The following is a 25945-nucleotide window of genomic DNA, read 5'->3' on the forward strand; positions in this document are numbered from 1 at the left end:
AGCCACACCATATACCCTCAAGAAAATCAAATAAATATTAGTATCTAACAATGTGAGTAGTTACAATGAGAAATTGTCTATCTACCAGTCAGCCTGGCCTCTCATCTTGTACGTATGCTATAAAAAGTGGTTAGAGAATAGTCTAAATACTGCCTGGGTATTGCTAAGTTTGAAGAGGTGTGAATATCAGTTATATCTAAAGCAGATATGTAATATTTTCTCTGTGCTAATTCACTTAACCAGCTGTTTTACTGTCATGGGGTAGACTTTGTCTATGGTAAATTTCTGCACATCAACGAATTTTATCTACACTTTTCAGTCACCTACTGAATAATTTGCTGCCCTCTTCTTTTACAACTGCTTGAGCAGGGGGAGCACAGTCCTGCTGTCTAGCTGCAGGCAAAGATCTAATCTACCTGATGTACTGGCGTATGATGTGATCTGTGCTTATTAAGTCATTGTCAAAAGGCTTCAGCTCTCCACTCATCTGAATAACGAGCACGAGCTATTTCCCGGTAGTATAGCTACTGTTGTTGGGGCCCCGATTCTTATGGAATCTCTGGCTTCATCCCGCTTCACCATAATAACTAGAATAGTTCTTTCTCGGTTTTCTACCGTTATGCTCTGATCCACAAACATCCATGAATATCTGTAGTAACGTGAGGTAATTTAATTGGGAGCTATTTCCCTGAATGTTGCTACGATGTGTTTGCTATAGGGTTAGTACATTGCAGTGATGTAAAGCACAATTTAGAAAAATATAGAGAGTAATTTTACATCGTTATTAAAAATGTTAACCGATTATGTTGATTGGTTGATAGTAGTTGAGCTAGCCATCGATTTACTTGGTACGGTCGGAAGGGAAAAAATTTTGGAGGGATGGGGGGCAGTGAAATACAATGCCTCGGATAGTTTTTGTTTGGTCATTCTTGAGGGCTGCATTTTTATTAGAATATTTTCGTAACTCGAAGATGCCCAAGGGGTTCGATAAATACTGATTGTTAATGTGTAAGTCTTACTTTAATAGGGTTTGGGCCTAAAAAGCTGTTTGAATTATTGTTGTAAGTTTTAAAATATGTAATGGATTTTGATTTTGAAAAAGCTGACTATAAACTCCCCTCTGCACAAGACTGTGTTGAAAAATTCTATCGCTGGTATCACTTTAATCTGCGCATCGGCATTGGTCCAAGCAGATACAATTAGTACAAAAATAGACTTAGGTGATCCGTTCCCCTTTAGGATGGAAGATGGAATTAAGCAGGAGATAAATTTAGATATTGGTTATCAATTCGATACCATTGAAGAAATTTGTATTAACACTGAAGTTAAAAATGGAAATGCTAGCTCAGCATTCTATTCAGCAGAAAGTGAACCTGCAGGGCCTTTCACTTTCCCACGTTTTGAGTCTGTTGCGCAAACACTCGCAATTAGCATGCCTAGCCCAACGCCGGAAAATCCAAACCCCGAACCACAGCTACAAAAAAGCATAAATTTCTGTGGGAATGGAAATAGTGTCTTGGCAAAGAATTTTCTCGATGGTGAGGGTAAATTTACATTCAATGTGTCCGGTGGTTATGTAGATTTCTGGGACTTTGAACTGGTTGTAGAGGGCGATGTCTCTGATACTCAGTTGGCGATTGTACTTGACGAATCTGCTGAATTTTTAGTTCCTTCCTACGGAGGAAGAGTTAATTATGATGCAAGTATTCGTAATTTAGATTCTACACAATCTCTGGTGACACTCGAACAGTGGAGTGTACTTAAATTTCCCAATGGAGATAACTTTCCCATCCATAAGTCACGGGATGTGATATTAAATTATTCTGAATCGAAGGGTTACACTCGAAATTATCTAAACATACCTGCTTGGTTTGAAGCTGGAGATTATGAGCTAATTTGGTATGTCACTGATCCAAGCACCGGCAGTCGAGTGAAAGATAGCCTGTATTTCACTAAAAGTGCCGACTAAGTTTTAAACTCTCAGCAGGCTGGGGCGCTTATGTGTCCCAGTTTTCCCTGTATCAAGCCACGGGCTTTGCATTAATAGGACTGAATTTAAAAACTGTCCAAAGTGTTGTTGTGCCTCATTATGTATCTAATGGAATATGATTTTGAAGAAGTTAACTAATAAATACCCTCATTGCCGGACTGTATTCAAAAACTCTATCGGTGGTATCACTTTAATCTGCGCATCGGCATCTGTACAGGCAGATATGATCAGTACCGAAGTAGATCTGGGTGAACCGTATCCTTTTATGATGGAGGATGGAATTACTCATGAGGTGCAGTTAGATGTTGGCTTTCAATTCAATAGTATTGAAAGGCTTTGTATCAATGCTGAAGTTAAAGGTGGAGATGCGGACTATGCAGTTTTTAAAGTGGAAAATGAATCCCCAGGCTACCCGCCTTTAGTTGGACAATGGATTTCGGTACCTTTGTACCCTTCCATTGTTCTCCCAACTCCAGAAAATCCCACCCCGAGTAAACAGGTGCAAAACTTCAATCATTGTATGGATGGAAGTAATGTGTTGCCAAAGAATCTTCTTGACGGAAAAGGCGAGATTAATTTCAGCGTATCTGGTGGCTATGTAGAGTTATGGAGCTTTAAATTACTTGTTGAAGGTGATGTCTCTGATACTCAGTTAAGAGTTGCAATTGATGAGTCTGTCGAGTTTTCAGTTCCTTTTTACGGAGGGAGAGTCAATTATGACGCAAGTATTCGTAATTTAGACTCCACACAATCTTTGGTGACACTCGAACAATGGAGTGTACTTAAATTTCCCAACGGAGATAATTATCCCATTCATAAGTCACGGGATGTAGTGTTAAATTATTCTGAGGCGAAGGATTACACTCGAAATTATCTAAACATACCTGCTTGGTTTGAAGCTGGAGATTATGAGCTAATTTGGTATGTCACTGATCCAAACACCGGTAGTCGAGTGAAAGATAGTCTGTATTTCACTAAAAGTGCTGAATAAGGTTTAAGATGTCGGCAGGTTGGGGCGTTTATGTGTCCCAGTTTTCCCTGTATCAAGCTGCGGGCTTTGCATTATTAGGACTGAATTTTAGAAACTGTCCAAAGTATTGTTGTGCCTCATAATGTATCTAATGGAATGTGATTTTGAAGAAGTTAACTAATAAATACCCCCATTGCGGGGCTGCATTGAAAAATTCTATCGGTGGTATCACTTTAATCTGCGCATCGGCACTGGCTCAGGCAGATACAATCAGCACAAAAATAGATCTGGGTGAGCCGTTCCCTTTCAGGGTGGAAGATGGAATTGAGTACGAGATAGATTTAGATGTTGGCTATCGATTCGATAGCATTGAAGAAGTTTGTATTAAAACTGAAGTTAAAGAAGGATTTGCCTCTGCGGCATTCTATCGTGTGGGAAGTGAACCTGTTCCAGGCTCTGAAAGTGTACAGTTAACGTTTGGAACTCCCATGGTTTATTTTGTCGATGCTCCAACTCCAGAAAATCCCGATCCGGCTCCACGGATGCAAAATATCAGCTTCTGTGAAGGTGAAAACAGTATTTCGGCGAATAACTTTCTTGATGGAGAAGGTAAATTTACGTTCTATGTGTCCGGTGGTTATGTGGATTTTTGGGACTTTGAGCTGATTATTGAAGGTGATCCCTCTGATGCTCAGCTGGCGATCGTGCTTGATGAATCTGCAGATTTTTCAGTTCCTTCCTACGGAGGAAGAGTCAATTATGATGCGAGTATTCGTAATTTAGACTCTTCGAAATCATTGGTTACATTTGAGCAATGGAGCGTACTCACTCTTCCCAACGGGGATAATTATCCCATCCATAAGTCACGGGATGTGGTATTAAATTATTCTGAGGCGAAAGATTATACTCGAAATTATCTAAACATACCTGCTTGGTTCGAAGCTGGAGATTATGAGCTAATTTGGTATATCACTGATCCAAGTACCGGGGTTCGGGTGAAAGATAGCCTGTATTTCACTAAAAGTGCCGACTAAGTTTTAATCTCCCGGCAGGCTGGGGTGCTTATGTGTCCCAGTTTTCCCCGTATCAAGTCACAGGTCTTGCATTACTAGGACTGAATTTTAAAAACTGTCCAAAGTATTGTTGTGCCTCATAATGTATCTAATGGAATGTGATTTTGAAAAAAATGAATGCAAGCTGCACTCTGCACAAGGCTGTGTTGAAAAAATCTATCGCTGGTGTCACCTTAGTATCTGCATCGGCATTGGTTCAAGCAGATACGATAAGTGCTAAAATAGATCTAGGTGAACCATACCCCTTTAAGATGGAGAGTGGAATTGATCACGAGGTGGAGTTAGATATCGGCTATAAGTTCGATTCTATCGAGAAAATTTGTATCAATACTGAGCCTAAAGATGGTGATGCCTCATGGGCAGGCTATGGGTTTAGAAGTGAAACAGTCGGGCCTGACGGTTTCTTAAACGAAGTTATGGAAATGTCGATGCTAACTTATTCAGTCGACCTTTCAACACCAGAAAACCCTGATCCCGTACCCCAAATTGGAGATGTCAATTTTTGTGAAAATGGGAATAGTTTTTTTGCAAATAACTTCCTTGATGGGGAGGGTCAGTTTAGACTCTTTGTGTCTGGTGGTTTTGTAGAGTTCTGGAATATTGAACTGGTTGTTGAGGGTGTTGTTTCCGACATTCAGCTGGCGATTGATATTGACGAATCTGCTGAGTTCAAAGTTCCTTCCTATGGAGGGAGAGTCAATTATGATGCAAGTATTCGTAATTTAGACTCTACGCAATCGTTAGTGACATTCGAACAATGGAGTGTCCTTAAATTCCCTAACGGTGATAATTACCCCATTCATAAATCACGGGATGTTGTGTTGAATTATTCTGAGGAAAAGGACTATACTCAAAATTATCTAAATATACCAGAGTGGTTTGAGGCTGGGGATTACGAGCTGACTTGGTATGTAACTGATCCGAGCACAGGAGCTCGGGTGAAAGATAGTTTGTATTTCACAAAAAGTACCGACTAAATTTTCTTTCTGAACTTCAAATCTAAGGATATTCTTGTAAAATTTTGCAGGTCCTTGGTTCTTAGCTGTAACTGGTCATCGTAAACCTGCCATCTCACTAAAACACGCCTATGGGGGGAAGTAGCTTTACTACGAACGTTATAAATTTTTCTGGTAGGCCGGGGAATTTTTGTGCTCCGGCTGTCCTTTCGGGGTATAGCACTCAGATAGAAGTGCGAGTGGTATGACTTTAGATAAAATGGATTACTTAAATCTGTCTACTGATATTATTTCACCATCATCTTTGGCTGTAGGTATTAGATTTTTATTTACGTTCTTTCTGAATTACTTACAATAGTACATCTATACTAGGTGTCAATTCCCTGGAATATTAGTAATAAATGCTGAGTACAGCGAATAAAATTTTTTATGTTTAAGGCTGGGCGCCTTCTAAGTGGCCTGCGAAAAAGTGTTTTTAGGTAATTCAATTATGGGTGTCCTATATGGTGTCTGTATATAAGTGATTTATATATAAATCTGTTAATGTTGATTTTGAGCGCTAATTTAATCAAGTCGGATATGTTGTTGATACTGAGGAGGCGGGTACGCTGCTGCATACCAAAATCTATTCAATATTTGGGTATTAACTTGGTTATGAATCATACCTTTTTTACATCGAGAATATACTTGCAACTACCTAGGTGCTTCTGGATGCCAACTTATTTGAATCTTATTAGTTATCTTTCTTCATATGCAGAGTAGGAAGTAAACTTTTTAAAGGGGGAGTTACTACGGCAAATTTGTCAGTTGATGGTAATATTTCAACCGTAACTTAATATTAAGTGTTAAAGAAATTTGATACGATATTATTTTTCGAAGAAAGTCGTTATGACTAGTGACTCAATGGTCTCTGTTTTTGATGGATGATGTAGGTTTAAAGCTACGGGAGAGAATCTGGGAATAACCCTAGTCAGCAAATGATAATTATTACTTGGCCAATTCTTCTGATGAAAGAGGCTTTAGCTTGAACGGACAGTCATTAGGCAATTTGGTATTTTTGTACCCATAAAGTTATCTGTTAAGTGCAAATTCAGCTTGATTTAAGGTCGCTATCAATGTTTAATGCCGGAAATTACGAGTGAGATATTAGTTTCATACTCAGATATTACGCTCGAAGTTGGAATAATCAGTTAAAAGTAGTGGAAAGAGTCGAATCTTGTAGGTTCTAGGGCTAACTCCTTATAGCTAATTTATATCCTTCTTGATTGATAAGAATATATAAGACCCGCATTTGGCGGGTTTTCTATTTTGGATTCTTAGATTTGTAATTTTGATAATGTGGATATTTTCGCTTAGGGAGGGGTATGAGCGATAACTTTATAGTTGCGGTTACAACTGCAAAAGAATCAGAGGATACGTTAAAATTCTTTATTGAAAAGAATCGTGAATATGGCGTTGATCATTTCTTTATTTTTTATGAGGGAGAGTTAAATAGAGATGCTTTTTGTGAGTATGATTCGTATGTAACATTTGTAGACTCTTTAGCATATTCTAAGAATGTTAGAAATTTAAATGCGCGACAGATTAGAAACATAAATTTCGTAAATAAGTATTTAGATTGGGCTGGACTTAAATGCTGGATTACGAATATTGACACCGATGAATTTTTACACTTAAAGAAATCGGACTTGCAAGGTGTATCGGCTCAAGCAATTAGGTTGGATGTTATTGAGCCTGTAGTTGGGCGTCCTGATTTATATAAGAAGGCTCTTAGCAAGGACGAGTTATCCCTTGCTGCTCTCCTTGGTTTTATAGAGGAGAAGAGCAATAAAGATTGGCTCAGGGGGCACCCGAGAGGGAAGCTTCTCTTTAGGCCAAATAAAGAGCTGGAGGCTCGTATCCATGTAATTGAAGGTGTTCCTCTATTGCGGTGTGGAATGCATATAATTCACAGGGAAGGGTATGACTTTGATTCTTTTAAAAGTAAATTTCTACGTCACGCTGAAACCGAGGCAACGCATACTCCTTCGCGTCAAAAAATTGTTGATCTTTTTCGCGCTTTTAAGGAAAAAGAGAATTTCAATAGAATTGTCCATGAGATTTTTCAGAATGAATTTCTTGAATGTGATGTGGAAAGAAAGGAGCAGTTAGGTTTGCTTTTCCCTTTGGGAGAGATAAGGAATGATAGTTCAATCTTAGAGTTTGAGGTTGAGCTTGATTCTTTCACAAAGGAAAATAAAGAATTTCGAGCAGATAGCCTGAGAGGGTTGGCCATTGCTTATGAGAGGCAGGGTGATATTGAAGCTGCATTAGAAGCTATGACGGGAGCTAAAGAGTTGCGTCCCAAAGGTCTTCTGATTAATAGAAAGATAAAGGAGTATGAGAATTTACTGGCAGCTGAGGGTTGATAGCTTAGCTATAAATTAACTGTTGCCGGTGTGGTCTTTTGAATGTTTTTGGTTTTGTCACTTAGGTAGAAATTGATTAAACCTAAAATACAGTTTTGACCGTGTCTCCGATTCTAAAAAGCCCGCGTTAAGCGGGCTGAAATTATGTTTGTTAAGGTTTAACGGAGCTTCTTCACTGCCTTAATCATAGATTCTGCTGATTGCTTCGGGCAGCTATTGGTTTTACACTCAATTACTTTCTTGTCGACAATGTTAAAAGTTCTCGCCTTGTCAGTTCTCTTATCGAATATTTGTGCCCATCGAGTAAAGGGGTCAGTATTAGCGATCTGTTCTATCTCCTTGTAGGCGTCCTCCTCATTATGAAACGATCGCTTAAAATCCTTTATTCCACCCATAAGTAGGTTGTAAGTACCGGTGAGCAGTGCGTATCTTTCCATGAGATTCTCCACATTTATAGATCTGGGGGTCGAGCCGGCAACCTTGGATAGTTACTGTTGGCCATGCACCTTAAGTTAACCCTAAATTTTATGTATGGGAGCTTAACCGGGATATTTTTTTGCTATGGGGCATAGCCTGCCTCATAGTTGTAGGGGGTTATATACGCCTGTTACTCATTGCATTAGTCGATTTATTTCTGATTGAATATTCATTCTAACTTTCCATTTCCTGCTTAAAAGATAGAGCCCCTGAGTTAAGGAGGTTAATACATATTTCCTTCGTGGGTGATGGGGGCGTTACCTAAATAATGAATGAGGCGGCGAAATTTTCCATTGTTGTGCGTTTGTGCTGAATATTTTAAAGCACATAGTTGCTCAATGAAGTGAGTACAATTACGGTGGGGTGCAAATTAATTTAAAGGGCTAAATGCAAGAGTGAATGACTATGTGAGTATACATGAGGAAATGTTGTTTTTTACCAAGAATTTTGCTAGTAAAATTCAATTTTATTTTCAGGTGTGTTAAAAATATTTAATCTAACATTTATATCATGATAAGAGTGGTGGTGTAGTGGTCTAATCCTTCCGGACACTTCGTTAAGATGGTAAAACTACCTAGCGAGGTGAAGTATGACAACAAAAGGTACACGCCGGAAATTCAAGCCGGAGTTCAAGAAAGACGCCGTAGCTCTTGTCTCAGAACAAGGGTATTCGATTTCCAAGGCCGCAGAGGCTGTAGGAACCACTGCTAACAATCTGCGACGCTGGATAAAGGAGCTGGAGCAGGAAGAGAGCGGAGTAAGGTTGGATTCGGGCGAACGAGCTGAACTGGATCAACTGCGACGTGAAGTAAAGCAATTGCGGATGGAGAAGGAAATCCTAAAAAAGGCCAGCGCCTTCTTTGCGAAAGAAATGAAATAAAGTACGAATTTATTAAAAAGCAGCAAGGTAGCTTTCCAGTTAGAGTGCTCTGCCGAGTAATGCAAGTAAATAAGAGCAGCTATTACGAATGGTGTCGTCGTAGTGATAGCCCAATAGATGGCCAGATTTGGCAACTATGCCATCGATTGAAGGCCTTATTTGCAGAATCTCGTGAGAGTCTCGGAAGCCGTCGGTTAATGAAGCTGTTGCGCAAAGAAGGCTTTGAAATTGGGCGTTATCGAGTCCGCAAACTCATGAAAAAGCTCGGCTTGGTAGTAAAACAGAAGAAGCGATTTACACTAACCACAAATAGCAAGCACCAACTGCCAGTTGCTGAGAATCTTCTAAATAGGGATTTCTCACCGAGTGCTAAAAATCAAGTTTGGACTACGGATATTACCTATATCTGGACTTTGCAGGGTTGGTTATACCTAGCAGTGGTAATTGATCTTTATTCACGCCGGATTGTTGGCTGGCACTTAGACCGCCAGATGGAGACGGCCCTGGCAAGTCGTGCACTGGTTATGGCTATCAATTTGCGCACCCCAACAAAAGGTCTGCTGCATCACTCTGATCGAGGTAGCCAGTATGCCAGCCATAGCTACCAAGCGCTACTAAAGCAGCATGGAATGGTGTGCTCAATGAGCCGCAAGGGAAATTGTTGGGACAATGCACCTACTGAGCGTTTTTTTAGTAGCCTGAAGCGGGAATGGTTAACAGGAAACCTCTATCCGACAAGGGAGGGTGCGATAACAGACGTGAGGGCCTATATTGCGTATTACAATTCACGCAGGATACATACAACACTGGGGGACGTAACCCCTATCGAATTTGAAAAATGTGCTTAGGAAAGTGTCCGGTTGGAGTTGACCACAACAGTGGGAATTGTAAGGCTTATTTTGATATTCTCTAAGTAATATGATGTTTAACAAGTGTTTTGTATGCGATATTAAAATGTACACAATGGCAGGAATATGTAGGTTCTATTTTTTTATTTGGCTTTTAGTTGTATCTGAGTAGTTATTTGTCTTTTAATATAAAGGGGAATTCTAAATGAACAACATACTCAAGGTCGTTACTTGTCTGGCTTTCTCAATGATCATTTATAGTCAGGTTTGGGCTATTGATATTCTTGCTCACAGGGGGGCATCTGGTGAGTACCCCCAGGGTACAGCCCTGGCTTTTGATATGGCATTAGAGCAGGGAGCAGATATCCTCGAGTTAGATATACATCTGTCGAAAGATCAATACATTATTATCAATCATGATGCAGACCTTAAAGAGAATACAGGTGTTGCGGATAAAATTGAAGATTTGACTTTGGGCGAAATTAAGGCCTTAGATGCTGGACACGAATTCTCCCCGGATAATGGCAGCACTTACCCGTTCCGTAATCAAGGGCATACACTCTTAACTTTGAATGAGCTGTTTGAACGCTACCCCAGCGCTATATTTAATATTGAAATCAAGCCAAATGATAAAGTGCTGTCGGAAATACTATGGCAAGTAATTGTTGATTATAGAATGGAACAGCAAGTCACGGTGGCTAGTCAGCATAACAAGGCTATGGGGCATTTTCGTGATATCAGCGGAGGATATATTAGGACTAGCGCAACTATTGGGGAACTTATAGAAGCGAGCCTTGCCTGGAGTTCGGGGTTTGGATGGGCTTTTAAACCGGATTTTGATGTTGCCCAATTACCATACAGTATCACGACGAAGCCTTATGTTCGTTTTTTTCAGAGTAAAGGTGTGGCGGTGGATCTTTGGACTGTTAACGACATGGAGGATATCGAGCGCAGTATATCGCTCGGTGTAGACGGGATTATTGGCGATTTTCCCGGGCGGGTCTACCAAGCACTTGAGAGTGCTGGTGAGCGTTAGCAATATTCACGAAACATCAAGATTTTCTTTATTGCTAACATTGACTCATTCAAGGCCGGCTTCGTGCTGGTTTTGTGTGAGAGGTTTAAATTCTAAATGGCTGGTTTTAGTCGGAGTATAGATGCTTAGTACCTGCGATTTGAAGCAACAATAATAAGGTGGGGTAACATCTGTACAGATTTAGTTAGTACTTTTTTGGTGCTATTGGGTTATTTTTGCAGCGTAATTGATTGACTCTAAACTGTACCATGGTGCAATAATGGCGGAGATGCTAGCTGATAACTAGTACGAAGGTTGTAATTGTGAAAAAATTGTGAATTTCTTGCATGAGATATATGTCTCAAAAGTGGTGGGAGACCAATTACATACAATTACATTGCTTCTAATTTTAGGTGATTATTTTTCACTCAATGTCATGGGTAGAGTAAATTCCACTCTGGCACCAATTTTTTACCCTGCATACTTATTGAATTTTGACTTTTAAGCCTCTAAAGCAAATCGAATTAATTCGATTTTGTGCGACAATTTCAAAAAATGTACTTAGAATGGCCCCACTGATAAATTGAGTCACAAATCTTCCTGCAGAATATCTTTATGTGACTTAATTCACAGGAGAAACTGCGTTTATTGAATAGGGATGAACAATGAACTCTTTACCTTCATCAGCTGCCGGCATGGGACTTAAAACCTTTGGTCAATCTGGTTCTGGTCGTTCAATAGTAGCTAATGACCAACTTCATCAAATGCTGGAGGGGTTTCAGGAGCTTAGCCGTGTACCTAGTAGCGATGGCTACCATGCCCTTGCATTGACTAATGCAGTAAATGGCTTAAGAGGAGCTGCCGCACCGGTTAATTCCTACTTAAAGAATGGAAGTGCAACTCGAAGGTGTATTGTTGGGGATGGTTTTGAGATTGAGTATGAATTAATCAATTACTATGGTGGACCGCAGACTGATGTTGTTATTCTTGATATTCGATTAGCAAGGCGTGAAGCGGAAAAGGAGCGGCGGGCTGCCCTTTGGGAGATTGAGTGGGAATCTAAAGATAGTGGTGGTAGCTGGTCAAGAAAAGAGGATCCAGCTATGTTTTTAAATACAAGCGGCAATGTAACAGGCAAGAAGGACTCTCCATTAAAAATTGGTATCAATGGATATTGTAAGGATTTAAATCATGCTGCTGAAATCTTACCATCCCATATTACTCGAGGTGATACTGTAGAATTAGAAAAATTGCAGGGTAAAGGTTATACCCTCTTTTACGTGCCACAAGATGGCACTGCAAAGGCAGGTTGGCGATATGTTAAAAATCTAGGGCGTGGTACTACTGCAAAGGATATGGAAGCTGCAAGGATTCTTGCCGGATATATGAAAGAGGCGCATGACAAAGGTCTATATGTTGACTGGATAAGTCATCGGGGTGGTTCAAAAGTGCTAACTAAAGCTATGGAACAACTTGCGTTAAGGCGGGTGAACGTAGATGAGAAGCAAACAATATTTCTTAGTGATGCTACTTCAAGTCATTATGTGGCCGATAATTTACGCCGTAAGGTTGGGATGAATACACAGGATTCTACATGGTTTAAGGCCACCCCCGGTGTTGCCCAGGTTGTCGGTGGCTCGGAATTGGGGCTCGGAAATATAGCGATGGCGGTAAGTGCGCTTTGCAGGGCATCAACGGGCGAAGATCGTATCAATAAGTTCGTAGATGCTGGACAGTCGGCCACAAATTTCTATAAAGAGGCTAAAAAAGTAGCTACTCCGACAATTTTGGCTGTCTCTACGGCGGTGTCCGCATCAACAATGGGGTATTCTTTTGCTGGAACAAAGGCGCTACTTGTTGCGCTTGGCGCCAAAGGGTTGAAACTTGCCGCTAGTACAACATTAGCAAGTATTCCAAGCCTTAATGAGCAGTATCATAGTGGGGCAACCATGCCTCTAAAGCAATTATTGCAGAAAAGTTTGGCCAAGAAATAGGATTTATATGAGTTTTTTAAAAGAGGTTTTCCCCCGAGGGCCAAATTTTCGTAGTGCGAGAAGAGTTGAGAAAATTTTATCTGGCTCTAAACTTTCTTTTATGGTGCCTCCTCCTGCCGACCCATTTTCCTCTGCTCAAAAATGGGAAGTGGAGCCAGATGAGATCGATATTCTTAACACTAAGAATTTTCAACCAATTTCATACCGTTCGAGTATGAATTTGGATGATAAAATTGATTTTCCACATATAAGTTATTTAAGGATATTCTCTAGCTGTTGGGGGTTTAAGGGAGTGCCCATTATTGGGGGGTATAGTGGTAATGTTAGATTGATTATAGATGTTAATTCAGTTGAAGATATACCTGTAAATGAAAGCTTATTTGATTCAAGAGTGTTGGCAAAAGAAGTTTATCGTAAGTACGAATTAGAAGATTTACATGATTTTCATAAAGGATTAAATGATGACCTATTTGATTTAACTCAGTATCGCTGGCCTAGTTATTTAGGCCCTGTTAATTGTCAATGGGTAAAACAAGCCAATAAAAATTGGCTGTACTTTGAAAGTCAACCTTTACGAAGAAAGTTTGACAAGCTTAGCTGGTATACAGCATTGACAGATAAGCATTTTCTGAGCATTAAATTTAATATTACACGCTCAGCTTCAAATTCCGGCAACTCATATCGGATAAATCAGCGTGTATCATGGAAAAATTACATTAGCTTTGCACAGCGTATTGTAGATTCTTTAGATTTAGTTCTTACTTCTGATTTATCAAAGCGACTTTATCAAGTTCAGGAGCAGTCAGGAGCTAAAGATAAGCCTATTTTATCGTTTAGCGCCAAGCAGGTTGAGGATGCAAAGTATGTGATGAGAATGTGGAGTGATTCAGGGTATACAGATCCAAGTAAAGGTGAGGGTGAGGACCATAGAGCCTCCGCTAGCGAAGTTTCTAGTTTTATCGATAAGCGTATTCAGCCTAGACCTTTACATAATAGTTATCCCCTGGGAAATAAAATAGAAGTTGTATCCAGAATTCCCACAGAGTACCTCCATCAGCCTTTAATTCATCACGAGTGATGAGTTAGAGGGGCTTTTGTTAGGCCTCTATGGAGGACATAGTACAGTTCTTTTGGGTGAAAGTTTTACATGGGTTATTTTAAAGATATTTTTCCTCGTGGGCCGAATTTTCGTCGTGCGAGAAGAATTGATAAAACGCTATCCGGCTCTAAGCTTTCTTTTATGGTGCCTCCTCCGGCCGACCCATTTTCTTCTATTCAAAAGTGGGAGACAGAGCCTGATGAGTTTGATATTTTTGAGGCTAAGAATTTTCGCCCAATTTCATATTGCCCGGGTAAAGACTTGGATGATGAAATCGAGTTTCCTCCTATTAGGTATTTAAGAGTATTTTCAAGTTGTTGGGGGTTTAAGGGAATGCCAATTATAGGGGGGTATGGCGGCAAGATTGGGCTGGTTGTTGCTATTACATCAATAGAAGATCTTCCCATCAATGAAAGTTTATTTAATACAAGAGTGCTGGCAAAAGAAGTATATCGCCGGTATGAATTAGGAGATCTCCACACCTTTGATCCGGGATTGAAAAATGATCCTTTTGACTTGACCGAGTATCGCTGGCCTAGTTATTTGGGGCCCATTAATTGCCAGTGGGTGGAACAGGCTAATAAAAACTGGTTATATTTTGAGAGTCAACCTCTGCGAAATAAAATTGATAGAATTAGCTGGCATACTGCACTCACTGATAAGCATTTTTTGAGTTTTAGATTTAATATTACACGCTCCGCTTCGAATGCTGGTAACGCATATCGGATAAATCAATGCCTTTCATGGGAAAATTATATTAGTTTTGCACAGCGTATTATGGATTCCTTAGAGTTCGATCTTACTTCTGACTTATCCGATCGTCTTGTTAAAATTCAAGGTCAGTCTGAGGGTAATGATAAGCCGATTTTATCTTTTACATCCAGGCAAGTAAACGATGCAAAGTATGTGATGAGAATGTGGAGTGGCTCCGGATATGTTGCCCCTGGTAAAGATACGGATGACAATAGAGCCTCTGCCGATGAGGTTTCTAGTTTTATTGACAGGCGTATTCAGCCTAGGCCATTGCATAATAGTTTCCCTTTGGGAGACAAAATAGAGGTTGCGTCTAGAATTCCTACTCAGAATCTTCATCATCCTTTAATTTATCAGGAATGAAGAGTCAAAGGGCTCCTCGATGAACCTCTATTCTTCTCAAGAGTCTGGATTTTATCATGCTTTTCTGAATGCAAGTCCTTTATGAGTTGTTTGAAAGAAATTTTCTCCCGTGGGCCGAACTTCCGTAGAGCTAGAAGAGTTGAAAAGACTCTATCTGGCTCTAAGCTTTCTTTCATGGTGCCTCCTCCATCAGACCCGTTATCCTCCTCTCAAAAATGGGACGTGGAGCCTGAAGAGTTTGATATCTATGAGGCTAAAAGTTATCGCCCAATTTCATATCGATCAAGTAAGAACTTGGATGAGAAAATTAATTTTCCAGCCATTAAGTATTTAAAAATATTTTCAAGTTGTTGGGGAGTCAAGAGTAGACCTGTTCTTGGAGGGTACGGGGGGAATATTAAACTGTTTGCAACTGTTGTCTCAATAGAAGACCTTCCCATCAATGAAAGTTTATTTGATACAAACGTGTTGGCAAAGGAAGTTTACCGCAAATATGAATTGATAGATCTTCATAATTTCGACCCGGGCTTGAAAAAAGATCCATTTGACTTAACTCAATATCGATGGCCGAGCTATTTTGGTCCCATCAATTGTCAATGGGTAAAGCAGGATGGTAAGAGCTGGTTATACTTTGAAAGTCAGCCTTTACGAAATAAGCCCGATAGGATTAGCTGGCATACTGCATTAACAGATAAGCACTTTTTGAGTTTTAGGTTTGATATTACACGCTCAGCTTCGAATGCTGGTAATGCATACCGGGTGAATCAGTGTATTCCTTGGGAAGATCAAATAAGCTTTGCTCAGGATGTTGTGGATTCGTTATGCTTGAATCTTACTTCTGACTTGTCCGATCGACTTGTTAAAGTTCAAGCAGAGCCTGAGGCAAATGATAAACCAATTTTATCGTTTACTTCCCGGCAAGAGAGCGATGCCAAGCATGTGATGAGGATGTGGAGCAGCTCTGGGTATATCGCACCTGATCAAGGAGGGAGCGGTGATAATAGGGCCTCTGCTGATGAGGTCTCTACTTTTATCGATAAGCGTATTCAGCATAGACCTTTACATAATAGCTATCCTTTGGGGGATAAAATAGAGGTTGTATCAAGAATTCCCACAGAGTGCCTCCATCAGCCTTTAATTCATCAAGGATGACTAGCTAAAGGGCTTCTTGATAGGTCTGTGGACTGTAATGTCACTTTGCTTTTGGGTTGTGGTTTCACATGAGCTATTTGAAAAATATTTTTCCTGGGGCGAACCTTCTTAGTGTGATAAGGGACCAGAGAAACATGTCGGGCTTTAGGCTGTCTTTTGTTGGGTCTGCATTAGCCTGTCGTTTGTCCTATATTTGAATTGGGAGGGTTGAATATAATAATTTAATATTCTTGAGACTGAGAATTTTTTTCAAGCCGAAAAGCTTTAAGTCGTGTTGAAGAGTCTAGGAGGAATATATAGCTTTTTTGGTAATTCTTTGCTTTCTTTATCGAAGGCAAGGTCGGGGCGCTTTGAGTTTGGAAAGTTTGAGTTGATGAAGTTCCAGTCGGATGCGGACTCTAAAGCACCCGTTACCGTTATATATTCAGTTTTATGCCTTACTTTCTAGTTGGTATGCTGTGATTTCGCTATAGATTTGTTTTTAATCTTGAATATACGGATATGCTGACTGTTGTTTCTACTTTTTGAGTGATTTAAATCAAGCACTTAATGGTTTTAATAGGCTATGTACACAAGGGTTTTATTCTGCGCCAAGTTAGATTTCCTTCGGTAGTTGTCTGCAGATCGGAGAGCGTAAAGTCGTGGAGTGCTTTCAGGAATCCTATAGTCTTTGTGCATTAGCCTTATTTCTTTTAACCTGTAGTTAGATTAATATCTATTTTGTTCAGATATTTTATATCGGCCATTTGCTGGAGGGGAAATATGTATAATACTATCCTTTGCGCTATAGAGGCGTCTCAAGAAGGTAGGTATGTGTTGTCTAAAGCGGTAGAACTATCTAAGAAATTCGATAGTAAGTTGATAGTGTTAAATGTACTGCCTTATAGCTTCTTGCCCAAGGATTATCAAAAAGAGCTGAAAGAAAGCGCAATTCCAAAGTTTGAGGAGATTACAGAAGACTTTGGGGTTAGCAAAAGAAACCGAGCTCTTAAAGTTGGAAAGCCTTATGAGGTTATTTGCAAGGAAGCTGAAAAGAGGAATGTGGACCTGATAGTTCTGGGTACTCACTCCAAGAAAGGTTTGAGCTCCCTGATTGGTTCTACAGCCAATAGCATAGTGAACTATGCGCATTGCGATGTAACTTTAGTTCGGATCTAAGTTTTAGAGCCATAGATAGTTGGATCAAAATTCGCCTCGTAATCACACAGTTCTTTGTGATGGTGCTTTTTAGTAGGCCGGGGCAAGCATATTTGCCCCGGCCTATTTTGATTACCGCAATTTAGTTGGAGGTAGCCTGAGGTGGGTGATCTGAGCCCTCGTTCTCGACGACATTGTCTTCTGTAGCGGGAGCGTTGCGTAAGACTAAAAAGCCAGCAGTTCCAGCGATAACCGATGCCAGTAAGATACCGGCCTTGGCTTGGATCAGAAGCTCATTTTGTGAGCTGAATGCTAGCTCGGCAATAAAAATGGACATGGTGAATCCGATACCTGCGAGTAATGCTACACCGATAATATGCTGAAAATTTGCTGCTTTGGGTAATTGCCCCCAGCCTAGTTTCCAGCCTATCCAGGTCGCCCCTACAATTCCGAGTAATTTGCCGACTACCAAGCCGAAAATAACCCCAAGAGTGACTGGGTTGAGTATAGCTTCAGAGCTACTGAAACTGTCGACCGGAATCCCCGCGTTAGCTAGTGCGAAGATTGGTATCACTACAAATCCAACCGGAATATGTAAGCGGGTTTCCATGCGTTGTAGTGGAGATTGGGCTAAGTTTACGCCATTACCCAGGCCCATTACTCGGGCTCGTAAATCGTCATTAGCGATAATTTTGTCACCTGGGCGGAAGCAGCGGTCAAAACTTCGAATTATATCTTTCACGAAGGTGCTAAATGCTACAGGGTCGTATTTGGGTTTGGCAGGTAATGCCATGGCAGTAATCACGCCCGCAAGAGTAGCGTGAACACCGGCTGAGTGAAGACCATACCATAACAGGCCGCCAACGAAGACGTAGGCTGCGGATCGGCGTATACCAGCGGCATTGAGTAGGCCTAGTACCATAACCAGGCCGCCTGAAACGATAAGCGCAGTCATGTTTACTTGTTCGGTGTACCAGACGGCAATAACGAGAATCGCCCCCAGGTCGTCTACGATAGCCAGTGCAACCAAAAAGGTTACTACTGCACGTGGTACTCGGTTACCTAGAAGTGCGATACAGCCCACGGCAAAGGCTATGTCTGTTGCCATCGGGATGCCCCAGCCTGGACCAGCTTCTGTACCTGAGTTAAGGGAGCTGTACAGTAAGGCTGGCACTACCATCCCGCCAATAGCGGCCATCACAGGCAGTACCGCTTGGCGAAGATCTGAGAGTTCTCCCACAAGAAATTCTCGCTTTAGCTCGAGGCCAACTAGAAAGAAAAAGATGGCCATTAGGCCGTCATTAATCCAGTGGTGCAGGGAAAGGGAAAAGGTCCAGCCCCCAGCACCTATGGCAATAGGCATATGAAGAAGGTGCTTGTAGGTTTCCTGCAGTGGGGAGTTAGCAACGATCAAAGCGATAAGCGCAGAAAGCATTAGCAAAATACCGCTGCTACTTTGTCGATGAATAAATTCCTCAAAAGGAGTAACCAGGCGACCAAATGCCTCTTCTAGCGGGGCTTCAAAAATTTTTCCTTTGCGAATTTTAAACCTATTTAAAACCCCTTTACTCATCGGCGAGAATCCTCCTTTCTTGGCTAAACCCTACGAAATATAGGGCTGTTATTTCTCACTTTAGGAGGGAGAGATTATCATGGATCTTGTATTTTTAACTAGATTAAAAGGTGTCATTCGGAGGTTGGTTGCAAGGGGGGCAATAAGTTTCATGCAGTTGCTGGTGGGCGTTGTTAATTTATTGTTAATACTCTAATGTCCAAAGGGTGATTCTATATGTAGCTCTTGGTATTGGCGATTTGAACTTGGTTGTCGGTTTTTTGCCGTGAATGACATTAGTAAGATGGCCGTTAATTGTGTATTGATGGGCTGGGGTTGCAGCGGAGAATTATTTGTTATTTTGGCCTCAATAAGGATTTGTCTATATGCGCATAGATAAATAGATATGGGGCTTGAACAAATTTACTCTCTTCGCCTCTACTCGGTTGGTTTGGTCATAATTCGACTCTAAGTTTCCAAGCAGTTGAAGGTAGAGGTTCCCAGGGGGCATTTTTATATGGGCGGGAAGGATTGCAGTGCTGAAGTGAATTCACTCTTTGGTGATTTTATTGGTGGCCCATCAGGAGCTGGGCTCTCAATTAGTGACAATCTGAGGGGGATGACAATGACTGAATTATTAGGTCGGAGTTTTAGGTGAGAGTTTGCATTGCAAAACAGGAATATGCTTACTTGCACAGAGAGCAAAAAGATCCTTTTATATAAATTGCTTGAGCTTTAGAGGCTGGGTGAAGTGGCAATTTCAAAGAAGCTTATATTTTGTTGTTAGTGATTTGATATGAGTTCGTTTTCTTCTGAAAGTGGGAATATTTATATTTCGCAAGGTCAAAGGAGTTCAGTCCTATCTTAACGTTAGTGGAGGGGTTAATAGTTAAAACCAGGTGCAGACTTTCCTGTAGAGAGTAGGCTCGGGATACAATCAAAGAAACGCTCTTGTATTATTCAGCCTCGGTTTAAATGCAGGTGCTAGAGGGGTGTTCCTGCAGATGTCGCTGAAAAGTTCGTGAACTACGTCCCAATGAGAGTTTACTGACCGGACTATTTTTCTAATCTGATTTTCCTGCAAAGGAAATTTACCCCTTGCTTCTTATGCACTCAAGGCTTTGGATTGAATAGACACGTTATAACAAGGGGCTTTACGCTGGCCACTCAAATACTCGATAATTGGCGCCCATACCACAGGCAGACATTTGTACAGGGTACAGTGAAGTGTCTTGTACCGGTGGCATTAGGAATTGTATTCAAGACGTGGAGTGATCAGTGACGGCTACAGTTGAGCAAAAAGCGACCAATGTTCATTGGCATGAGGGTGATGTCACCCGTGAAAACCGGGCGAGCATCCTCGGCCACAAAGGCGTGACCCTTTGGTTTACCGGCCTTTCGGGCTCTGGTAAGAGCACTGTGGCTGTTGCGGTAGAGAAGGCTCTGGCTGCGCGTGGCGTGCTTAGCTACCGTCTGGATGGCGATAACATCCGCTTGGGCATCAACTCTAATCTTGGCTTCTCGGCTGAAGACCGCCAGGAAAATATCCGTCGTGTAGGCGAAATTTCCAAGTTGTTCGCAGATACTGGCGTGGTTGTTCTATCCAGTTTTATCAGTCCATACCGCGAAGATCGCGATTTGGTAAGAAAGATGCACGAAGCAGGTGACCTTCCTTACATGGAGGTATTCGTAGATTGCCCGCTGAAGGAAGCTGAGGCGCGTGATCCCAAAGGTCTGTATAAGAAAGCCCGCGCAGGTGAGATCAAAGGCTTTACTGGTATTGATGACCCCTATGAGGCGCCAGTTTCACCTGAGTTACACCTGAACACTGCTGAGATGACTCTTGAGGAGGAGGTTGAAGTGATTCTCTCTACTCTCCAGGAGAAAGGTATTATCGCTAAAGACTAAGCGGTACTATTCGTGAGAAGGGAGATCATTCGGTCTCCCTTTTTTGTTTTTGTCACAAAGATATTTGCGCTGTTGCGCATTGCTCAACAAGTCCTTCCTATCTTCAAGTCTCTCTTGGCGCCAACTGTCAGTAGCCTGGGACATCCGTTCATATACTCAAGCTGTACAGAAAGTGATGTTCCCTGTGGAGGCGCTTATGTCCGTAAGGAGAGGCTGGATACTCTCTATTTTGCTCTTGGTGCTAATAGGCCTGGGGGCGGCAGCATGGTATGGGTATAATCAGCTGCCAAAAGTCCATGGGAGCGTAGATGCTCCGGTGTTGGGTGTTCCTGAAGGGGGCTGGACTATCAACCTATAGCTGCCTATTCCGGCCCTCATCCGAGAATGATGTCCCGCCCGCCTGAATATTTTCCCTTTCCTATTGGGTTAGGGGAGTTGGGACCTGTGGAGACTCTATTTAGTGGCCCGTCTAGGTACCCTCTCTATTGCGGGAAAAACAATATTACAAATAAGCAGCCCCTGGTAGACAACCAAAATGGGGAAGGGGTGCCCATTTTTGCTCTAAACGATAAGGGCAGGAAGACAAAAGAGGTTATTGGGTATAGCCGGGATTGCAGTCACGCTACTGAAGTTACCTATTTTTATCGAAGCACTACCGATGGCCAGTTTCACTATATGCATGAGGCCAGAAATGATATCGACAAAGTGACGGTAAACGGAAAACAGGTGGATTTTATTGTTCGCGTGGAGACGGGCACGATCAATCGTCACTTTTATGCGATAGCTGTGTTAAGGGGAGAGGGTGAGTCTGCGAGTAAGCCAAGTGGTAGCAATTGGAATAAACGGTTGATTTATCAGTTTCGTGGTGGCGTGGGTATAGGGGGGCGCCAGGGAAAGATTAACAAAGGAGATATCACCACGCGGCGAATGGATGAGCTTGCGCGCGGTTATGCGATTGTCTATTCGACCGCCAATCAGACTAGAAATCACTACAATATGTGGCTGGCGGAAGACACTGCTCGCAGGGTAAAAAAGCAATTTGAATCGTTGTACGGTGAACCGATGTACACGGTTGGTATTGGGGGGTCAGGGGGGCGATTCAGCAGTATCTATTTGCACAGAATGCTCCTGGCCTTTTGGATGCCGCTATCCCCCTCTATTCCTATCCGGATATGGTATCCCAAACTATTTACGCCTTTGACTGTGAGCCGCTGGAGTATTTCTTTGACATAGTGGATAGTTCGAATCAGCGTTGGAAAAAAGCTGAAGAGCGGACTGTTATTCAGGGGTTGGCAGCCAGTGAAAATGGATCGAGCAAATTTGGAGTGCTGAGCTTTTTCGCTGGGATTTTTGATAGCCGCTACCGAAATAAGATGCAAGGAAGTACTGAGTGCGTTGAGGGGTGGCGAGGCTTGGTACCACTGGTCAACAATCCTAACTTTGTTCACTTTGCGAAGAGTTTTGCATCGGAACTTGTCCCAAAAGTACATTGGACTCACTGGGAAGACCTGCGACAGTTTTATGGTGCCAGTGCATCGGGGTATGCAAATAGCTCTTGGGATAATGAGGGGGTTCAATACGGACTAAAAGCCCTGGTGAATGGCGAAATTAACATAGATACATTTCTACGCGTTAATGCTGCTGTAGGTGGCTGGAAAGCACCAGAAAATCAGAGCCAAGAGCAATTGTGGTTTATGAATGGAAATATGTTTCCTGTTCGCCTATCTCTTTGGAGTGAGCAAAACCTTAATATGGGAACACTTCAAAACCCGGCGAAGCGCAGTCGAGCAAGCCTGGAGACTATTAATGGGATATATCGTTCCGGCCATGTTTTCCTCGGAGATGTAGAGATCCCCATCATTGATTTACGGCATTACTTGGATAAAGAGCCGGATATGCACCATAGCTCAGCATCTTTCTCTGCACGCGAGCGTATTCGGCGCGCTCGTGGGCATGCAGAAAATCAATTGATCTGGATGAGTGACAAAGGTTATAACCCATTGCATGAGGCGCTAGACCTTATTGATCGCTGGATGCTGAACATTATGAAAAATCCAGGTAAAGGTGTGGTGGAAAACCGTCCGGATGATGCTAATGATCGATGCTTCGACAAGAAAGGAAATTTGCTGGCGTCAGGGGATGATGTCTGGAATGGTTCCTGGAATAGCCAAGCTCCTGGTAAATGTATGAGGGTATACCCGATCCATAGTACTTCAAGACAAGTGGCGGGAGCGCCAGTGACTGATGATGTCTTTAAGTGTGCACTGCAGCCGGTTGAGAGAGCTTTGGCGAAGGGTATTTATGGTCCATTCACAGAGGAAATTTCTAGTCGTGTAGTAGATCTAAAGCGGATTTTTCCAACCGGTGTGTGCAATTATAATGAGCAAGACCTTGCCCGCCCTAAAGAGCAGTTGATACCGAGGGAGATGCCAGTGAAGATTGCCGGTCATCTACTTGACCCTGACTATCGTCAGGGGAAGGTATTGCAAGGGGCAAGCACTGATGAGGTGGAAATGAGAGGAATACCAGTCTCTTTACCAGACGATTCGGACGAAAATTGACCGCGTATAAATATTTGGCGCGAAAATTGTTGACAGAAATCTACAGTCGGGTAATATTCGCCTCGCTCAAGGGGGCACGGCCTCAAAAACAAAGAGCAGCGGGTGGTTAGCTCAGTTGGGAGAGCGACGGCCTTACAAGCCGTAGGTCACAGGTTCGACCCCTGTACCACCCACCAAACTTCCCAAAGGAAGTTTACTACCGAGGACCGGTAGTTCAGTTGGTTAGAATGCCGGCCTGTCACGCCGGAGGTCGCGGGTTCGAGTCCCGTCCGGTCCGCCAGACACAAAAAAGCCCTCACATGTGAGGGCTTTTTTGTGTCTGGCTGTTGCAGGTTTAGCTCTATTGCTGGACCTTGTGATTGACGCGGACTTTTTGGGTCGGCAGACTCGTAAAGGGCTTGGGTTAGTGCTCTCTATGCAAGTGGTCCATTCTTCTTTTTTGGCTCAAGCTTTTCTTTAATTTTTTCGAAAAGGCTAAGACCATCATTTCTATCATTTGCGTGAAAGTTTCCGGCCTCTTTGAGGAGGGGTATCCAAGGAGTCTCTGAAATATCTCTGCGGGTTTTGAGAGTCCGCGAGGTTTGTAGGGGGAGTGGGGTTGCTCGGGGTTCCCTGGCTTGATGCTTGTGGATATTTTGCGATACACAATTATCATTCTTTCCTAGTTAATAGTCTTGCATGGTTGCTCAATGCTTTCTGGTTTCCTGTCTTGTTTAAATGTTGATGCTTTTACAAAAGCTGCACTGGAAGTCCCTTATCAGTTGGTGGGTAGTGATTTATTTCCTGGTATAGAGCTATGGGTGAGAAGAGATGACCTTCTTGATCCGCTAATCTCTGGCAATAAAGCCTATAAACTCCTTTATAACCTATTGGAGCTAGAGGCTCGCCAATTGGGGACCGTTGTAACTTGCGGTGGAGCCTGGTCGAATCATGTTCATGCTGTTGCAGCTGCAGGGGCTCGTTTTGGTTTTGACGCAGTGGGTGTAATTCGAGGGGAGCGAGCGCATAGGTTAAGTGCAACTTTACAAGATGCAGAGCGTTTCGGGATGAAGTTGATTTTTGTATCCAGAGAGCAATATCGTCGAAGAGGGGAGGCGAGCTTCATTAGTGAAATTGGAGTGGACGAGGAGTCGGCGTTATTTGTTCCCGAAGGGGGATCTAACTATATAGGCGTGAGGGGGGCAAGAGTTCTAGGTGAAATAATTTTAAGGAGTGCTCCAGTCGGATTTGATCAGGTCTGGACGGCTTGTGGTACAGGAGCTACTTTCGCGGGGTTAGCCTCAGGCCTCAAGGGTATTTCGACAGTGGGTGTTGAAGTGCTAAAGGCGGGAAACAGTATATTGAGAGATGCTGCTACCTGGTTGCCCCAGGAGGGAGAAATCGCACGTCTTGACGCAACTCATAAGATTCTTACAGACGAAGCAGGCGGCATTCACCACCGGCTGCTTTCGGGCTATCACTGTGGAGGTTATGCAAAGTACCCGGAGGAGTTGCGGCGATTTCAGGACGAGTTAGAGGTTGAGACGGGTATTCCACTAGACCCAGTTTATACGGCTAAGTTGCTATTTGCATTATCAAATAGTGCAAAAAATAGTCGGCTTCGAAAGGGTAGTAAGATATTAGCTATCCACTCAGGAGGGTTGCAAGGTCGACGTGGTATTGCTTGAACATCTGCTATTTTTCGCTAAGCCAGCGAACAATGGAACTACGGTGTTCGACTCATCTATAGGCCTGCGGCATAATAGTCAGTTCTGTGCTGCCAGGCCTTACTCGGTGCTGAAGGTGCGACTTGATCGTTGTGTTGTTGTGGCCAAAAAGGCTGGTTGAAGTGCCGAAAGGGAGGGGCCGTGTCGGAATTTCAGAATATAGGGCTGATCGGCCGAACAGAAAGTAAAAACGCAGTTTCGTCTCTAAAGCGCCTGATAGCTTACCTTGAGAGAGAGGGTTACAGTGTGGTGCTGGAGGAAGGCACAGCTTCCTGCGTTTCGTCCCACAGCGCGCGGGTGTCTACCAGAGATAAACTGGGTGAGCTATGCGATCTTGTAATTGTTGTTGGAGGAGATGGCAGTCTCCTTGGAGCGGCCAGATCTCTGGCCCGCTATAGCGTTCCTCTTTTGGGCATTAATCGTGGCCGCTTAGGTTTTCTTACAGATATCACGCCTGATCAGGTAGAGCAAAAGGTTGGCGAAGTCTTGTCCGGTAAATACATGGCGGAAAGCCGGTTTTTACTAGATATGTCAGTCACTCGTGACGGTAGACCTGTTGGGAAGGGCTCGGCATTAAATGACGTGGTTCTTCACCCGGGTGAATTTATAAGGATGATAGAGTTTGATCTCTATATCGATGGTCAGTTTGTTTATACGCAGCGATCAGACGGCCTAATTATTTCGACCCCAACGGGCTCTACTGCATATGCGCTCTCCGGAGGGGGGCCCATTATGCATCCTAAGTTAGATGCAATAGTTCTGGTTCCCCTGAACCCCCACACTTTAAGCAGTCGCCCGATTGTTGTGGAGGGTAGTAGCGAATTCAAGTTGATCGTGGGGGAGCAAAATGTAGCAAAGCCCTATATTACTTGTGATGGACATGATCAGGTGGTAACGGAGCCTGGAGATGTTATTCGGGTCCATAAGAAGCCGCATCGCCTTACATTGATTCACCCCATTGATCATAACTTTTATGAGACTTGTAGGTCTAAACTCGGGTGGGCTGAATAAAATTTTGATTGTAGTAATTGGGCTTATGGGTATTCTGGCAGCTTGTTTTTAGGGTGGGTATTGAAAGTGGGGCGCTAAATTGCTGCATGCAA

Annotated in this window: 18 protein-coding genes, 2 tRNA genes and 1 pseudogene; 19 read left to right on the top strand and 2 right to left on the bottom strand. The window is 42.6% G+C overall.

Annotated elements, in window-relative coordinates:
* Positions 1 to 1093 precede the first annotated feature (1093 nt).
* The 5 genes from P0078_RS23425 to P0078_RS23445 all read left to right on the top strand — a co-directional run bounded on the left by P0078_RS23425 (position 1094) and on the right by P0078_RS23445 (position 7397).
* On the top strand, positions 1094 to 1969 hold the full coding sequence (locus P0078_RS23425; protein ID WP_282932273.1) for a hypothetical protein: 876 nt from the start codon (positions 1094 to 1096) through the stop codon (positions 1967 to 1969).
* Between the two features lie 142 nt (positions 1970 to 2111).
* Positions 2112 to 2981, top strand: a complete 870-nt coding sequence (locus P0078_RS23430; RefSeq protein WP_282932274.1) for a hypothetical protein — start codon at positions 2112 to 2114, stop codon at positions 2979 to 2981.
* A gap of 143 nt (positions 2982 to 3124) precedes the next feature.
* The gene (locus P0078_RS23435) at positions 3125 to 3994 is read left to right on the top strand and encodes a hypothetical protein (RefSeq protein ID WP_282932275.1); all 870 of its coding nucleotides are present in this window, start codon (positions 3125 to 3127) and stop codon (positions 3992 to 3994) included.
* Positions 3995 to 4146: 152 nt separating this feature from the next.
* Entirely contained in the window at positions 4147 to 5010 is an 864-nt protein-coding gene (locus tag P0078_RS23440; RefSeq protein ID WP_282934672.1) for an RbmA family biofilm matrix protein, read from the top strand.
* Positions 5011 to 6353: 1343 nt separating this feature from the next.
* Positions 6354 to 7397 carry a hypothetical protein gene (locus P0078_RS23445; protein ID WP_282932276.1) on the top strand — a complete coding sequence of 348 codons (1044 nt, stop codon included), beginning with the start codon at positions 6354 to 6356 and terminating at the stop codon, positions 7395 to 7397.
* Positions 7398 to 7555: 158 nt separating this feature from the next.
* Here P0078_RS23445 and P0078_RS23450 read toward each other — a convergent pair whose 3' ends face one another.
* Positions 7556 to 7834 (bottom strand): hypothetical protein, encoded by a 279-nt coding sequence (locus P0078_RS23450; RefSeq protein ID WP_282932277.1) that lies wholly within the window; start codon positions 7832 to 7834, stop codon positions 7556 to 7558.
* Positions 7835 to 8463: 629 nt separating this feature from the next.
* Here P0078_RS23450 and P0078_RS23455 point away from each other — a divergent pair.
* The 7 genes from P0078_RS23455 to P0078_RS23485 all read left to right on the top strand — a co-directional run bounded on the left by P0078_RS23455 (position 8464) and on the right by P0078_RS23485 (position 17136).
* Positions 8464 to 9602 (top strand): IS3 family transposase gene (locus P0078_RS23455; RefSeq protein ID WP_282932108.1). Its coding sequence is split into 2 segments (ribosomal slippage): positions 8464 to 8713 and positions 8713 to 9602, totalling 1140 coding nucleotides; the frame shifts between segments, so codons are not numbered across the junction.
* A 205-nt stretch (positions 9603 to 9807) separates the two neighbouring features.
* Positions 9808 to 10638, top strand: a complete 831-nt coding sequence (locus P0078_RS23460; RefSeq protein ID WP_282932278.1) for a glycerophosphodiester phosphodiesterase family protein — start codon at positions 9808 to 9810, stop codon at positions 10636 to 10638.
* Positions 10639 to 11282: 644 nt separating this feature from the next.
* Positions 11283 to 12611 (top strand): hypothetical protein, encoded by a 1329-nt coding sequence (locus P0078_RS23465; protein WP_282932279.1) that lies wholly within the window; start codon positions 11283 to 11285, stop codon positions 12609 to 12611.
* Positions 12612 to 12618: 7 nt separating this feature from the next.
* On the top strand, positions 12619 to 13689 hold the full coding sequence (locus P0078_RS23470) for a hypothetical protein (RefSeq protein ID WP_282932280.1): 1071 nt from the start codon (positions 12619 to 12621) through the stop codon (positions 13687 to 13689).
* A gap of 69 nt (positions 13690 to 13758) precedes the next feature.
* Positions 13759 to 14826, top strand: a complete 1068-nt coding sequence (locus P0078_RS23475) for a hypothetical protein (RefSeq protein WP_282932281.1) — start codon at positions 13759 to 13761, stop codon at positions 14824 to 14826.
* 90 nt (positions 14827 to 14916) lie between these two features.
* Positions 14917 to 15978, top strand: a complete 1062-nt coding sequence (locus P0078_RS23480; RefSeq protein ID WP_282932282.1) for a hypothetical protein — start codon at positions 14917 to 14919, stop codon at positions 15976 to 15978.
* Between the two features lie 762 nt (positions 15979 to 16740).
* Complete coding sequence (locus P0078_RS23485) at positions 16741 to 17136, top strand: universal stress protein (RefSeq protein WP_282932283.1); 396 nt, start codon at positions 16741 to 16743, stop codon at positions 17134 to 17136.
* Positions 17137 to 17257: 121 nt separating this feature from the next.
* Here the strand turns inward: P0078_RS23485 and nhaA are convergent, their stop codons facing one another.
* Positions 17258 to 18688 carry a Na+/H+ antiporter NhaA gene (gene nhaA, locus P0078_RS23490; RefSeq protein WP_282932284.1) on the bottom strand — a complete coding sequence of 477 codons (1431 nt, stop codon included), beginning with the start codon at positions 18686 to 18688 and terminating at the stop codon, positions 17258 to 17260.
* Positions 18689 to 19945: 1257 nt separating this feature from the next.
* On the opposite strand from nhaA, the gene cysC reads away from it, so the two are divergent.
* The 7 genes and pseudogenes from cysC to P0078_RS23525 all read left to right on the top strand — a co-directional run bounded on the left by cysC (position 19946) and on the right by P0078_RS23525 (position 25853).
* On the top strand, positions 19946 to 20575 hold the full coding sequence (gene cysC, locus P0078_RS23495; protein ID WP_282932285.1) for an adenylyl-sulfate kinase: 630 nt from the start codon (positions 19946 to 19948) through the stop codon (positions 20573 to 20575).
* A 196-nt stretch (positions 20576 to 20771) separates the two neighbouring features.
* Positions 20772 to 20933: a hypothetical protein gene (locus P0078_RS23500; RefSeq protein WP_282932286.1), complete on the top strand. Its 162-nt coding sequence runs from the start codon at positions 20772 to 20774 to the stop codon at positions 20931 to 20933.
* Positions 20934 to 20962: 29 nt separating this feature from the next.
* A pseudogene (locus P0078_RS23505) lies at positions 20963 to 23136 on the top strand (DUF6351 family protein).
* Positions 23137 to 23236: 100 nt separating this feature from the next.
* Positions 23237 to 23312 (top strand) — tRNA-Val (locus P0078_RS23510).
* A 27-nt stretch (positions 23313 to 23339) separates the two neighbouring features.
* Positions 23340 to 23416 (top strand) — tRNA-Asp (locus P0078_RS23515).
* Between the two features lie 409 nt (positions 23417 to 23825).
* Positions 23826 to 24803, top strand: a complete 978-nt coding sequence (locus P0078_RS23520; protein ID WP_282932287.1) for a 1-aminocyclopropane-1-carboxylate deaminase/D-cysteine desulfhydrase — start codon at positions 23826 to 23828, stop codon at positions 24801 to 24803.
* A 180-nt stretch (positions 24804 to 24983) separates the two neighbouring features.
* The gene (locus tag P0078_RS23525) at positions 24984 to 25853 is read left to right on the top strand and encodes an NAD(+) kinase (protein ID WP_282932288.1); all 870 of its coding nucleotides are present in this window, start codon (positions 24984 to 24986) and stop codon (positions 25851 to 25853) included.
* Positions 25854 to 25945: the final 92 nt, after the last annotated feature.

This window comes from Microbulbifer sp. VAAF005, from assembly GCF_030012985.1.
GTDB lineage: Bacteria > Pseudomonadota > Gammaproteobacteria > Pseudomonadales > Cellvibrionaceae > Microbulbifer.

Bases quoted from the DNA above. Each gene is read 5' to 3' on its own strand.
- P0078_RS23500 (WP_282932286.1), top strand. From the start codon at position 20,772: ATGTCCGTAAGGAGAGGCTGGATACTCTCTATTTTGCTCTTGGTGCTA.
- P0078_RS23475 (WP_282932281.1), top strand. From the start codon at position 13,759: ATGGGTTATTTTAAAGATATTTTTCCTCGTGGGCCGAATTTTCGTCGT.
- P0078_RS23445 (WP_282932276.1), top strand. From the start codon at position 6,354: ATGAGCGATAACTTTATAGTTGCGGTTACAACTGCAAAAGAATCAGAG.
- P0078_RS23465 (WP_282932279.1), top strand. From the start codon at position 11,283: ATGAACTCTTTACCTTCATCAGCTGCCGGCATGGGACTTAAAACCTTT.
- P0078_RS23470 (WP_282932280.1), top strand. From the start codon at position 12,619: ATGAGTTTTTTAAAAGAGGTTTTCCCCCGAGGGCCAAATTTTCGTAGT.
- P0078_RS23450 (WP_282932277.1), bottom strand. From the start codon at position 7,834: ATGGAAAGATACGCACTGCTCACCGGTACTTACAACCTACTTATGGGT.
- P0078_RS23485 (WP_282932283.1), top strand. From the start codon at position 16,741: ATGTATAATACTATCCTTTGCGCTATAGAGGCGTCTCAAGAAGGTAGG.
- nhaA (WP_282932284.1), bottom strand. From the start codon at position 18,688: ATGAGTAAAGGGGTTTTAAATAGGTTTAAAATTCGCAAAGGAAAAATT.
- P0078_RS23520 (WP_282932287.1), top strand. From the start codon at position 23,826: ATGCTTTCTGGTTTCCTGTCTTGTTTAAATGTTGATGCTTTTACAAAA.
- P0078_RS23460 (WP_282932278.1), top strand. From the start codon at position 9,808: ATGAACAACATACTCAAGGTCGTTACTTGTCTGGCTTTCTCAATGATC.
- P0078_RS23440 (WP_282934672.1), top strand. From the start codon at position 4,147: ATGAATGCAAGCTGCACTCTGCACAAGGCTGTGTTGAAAAAATCTATC.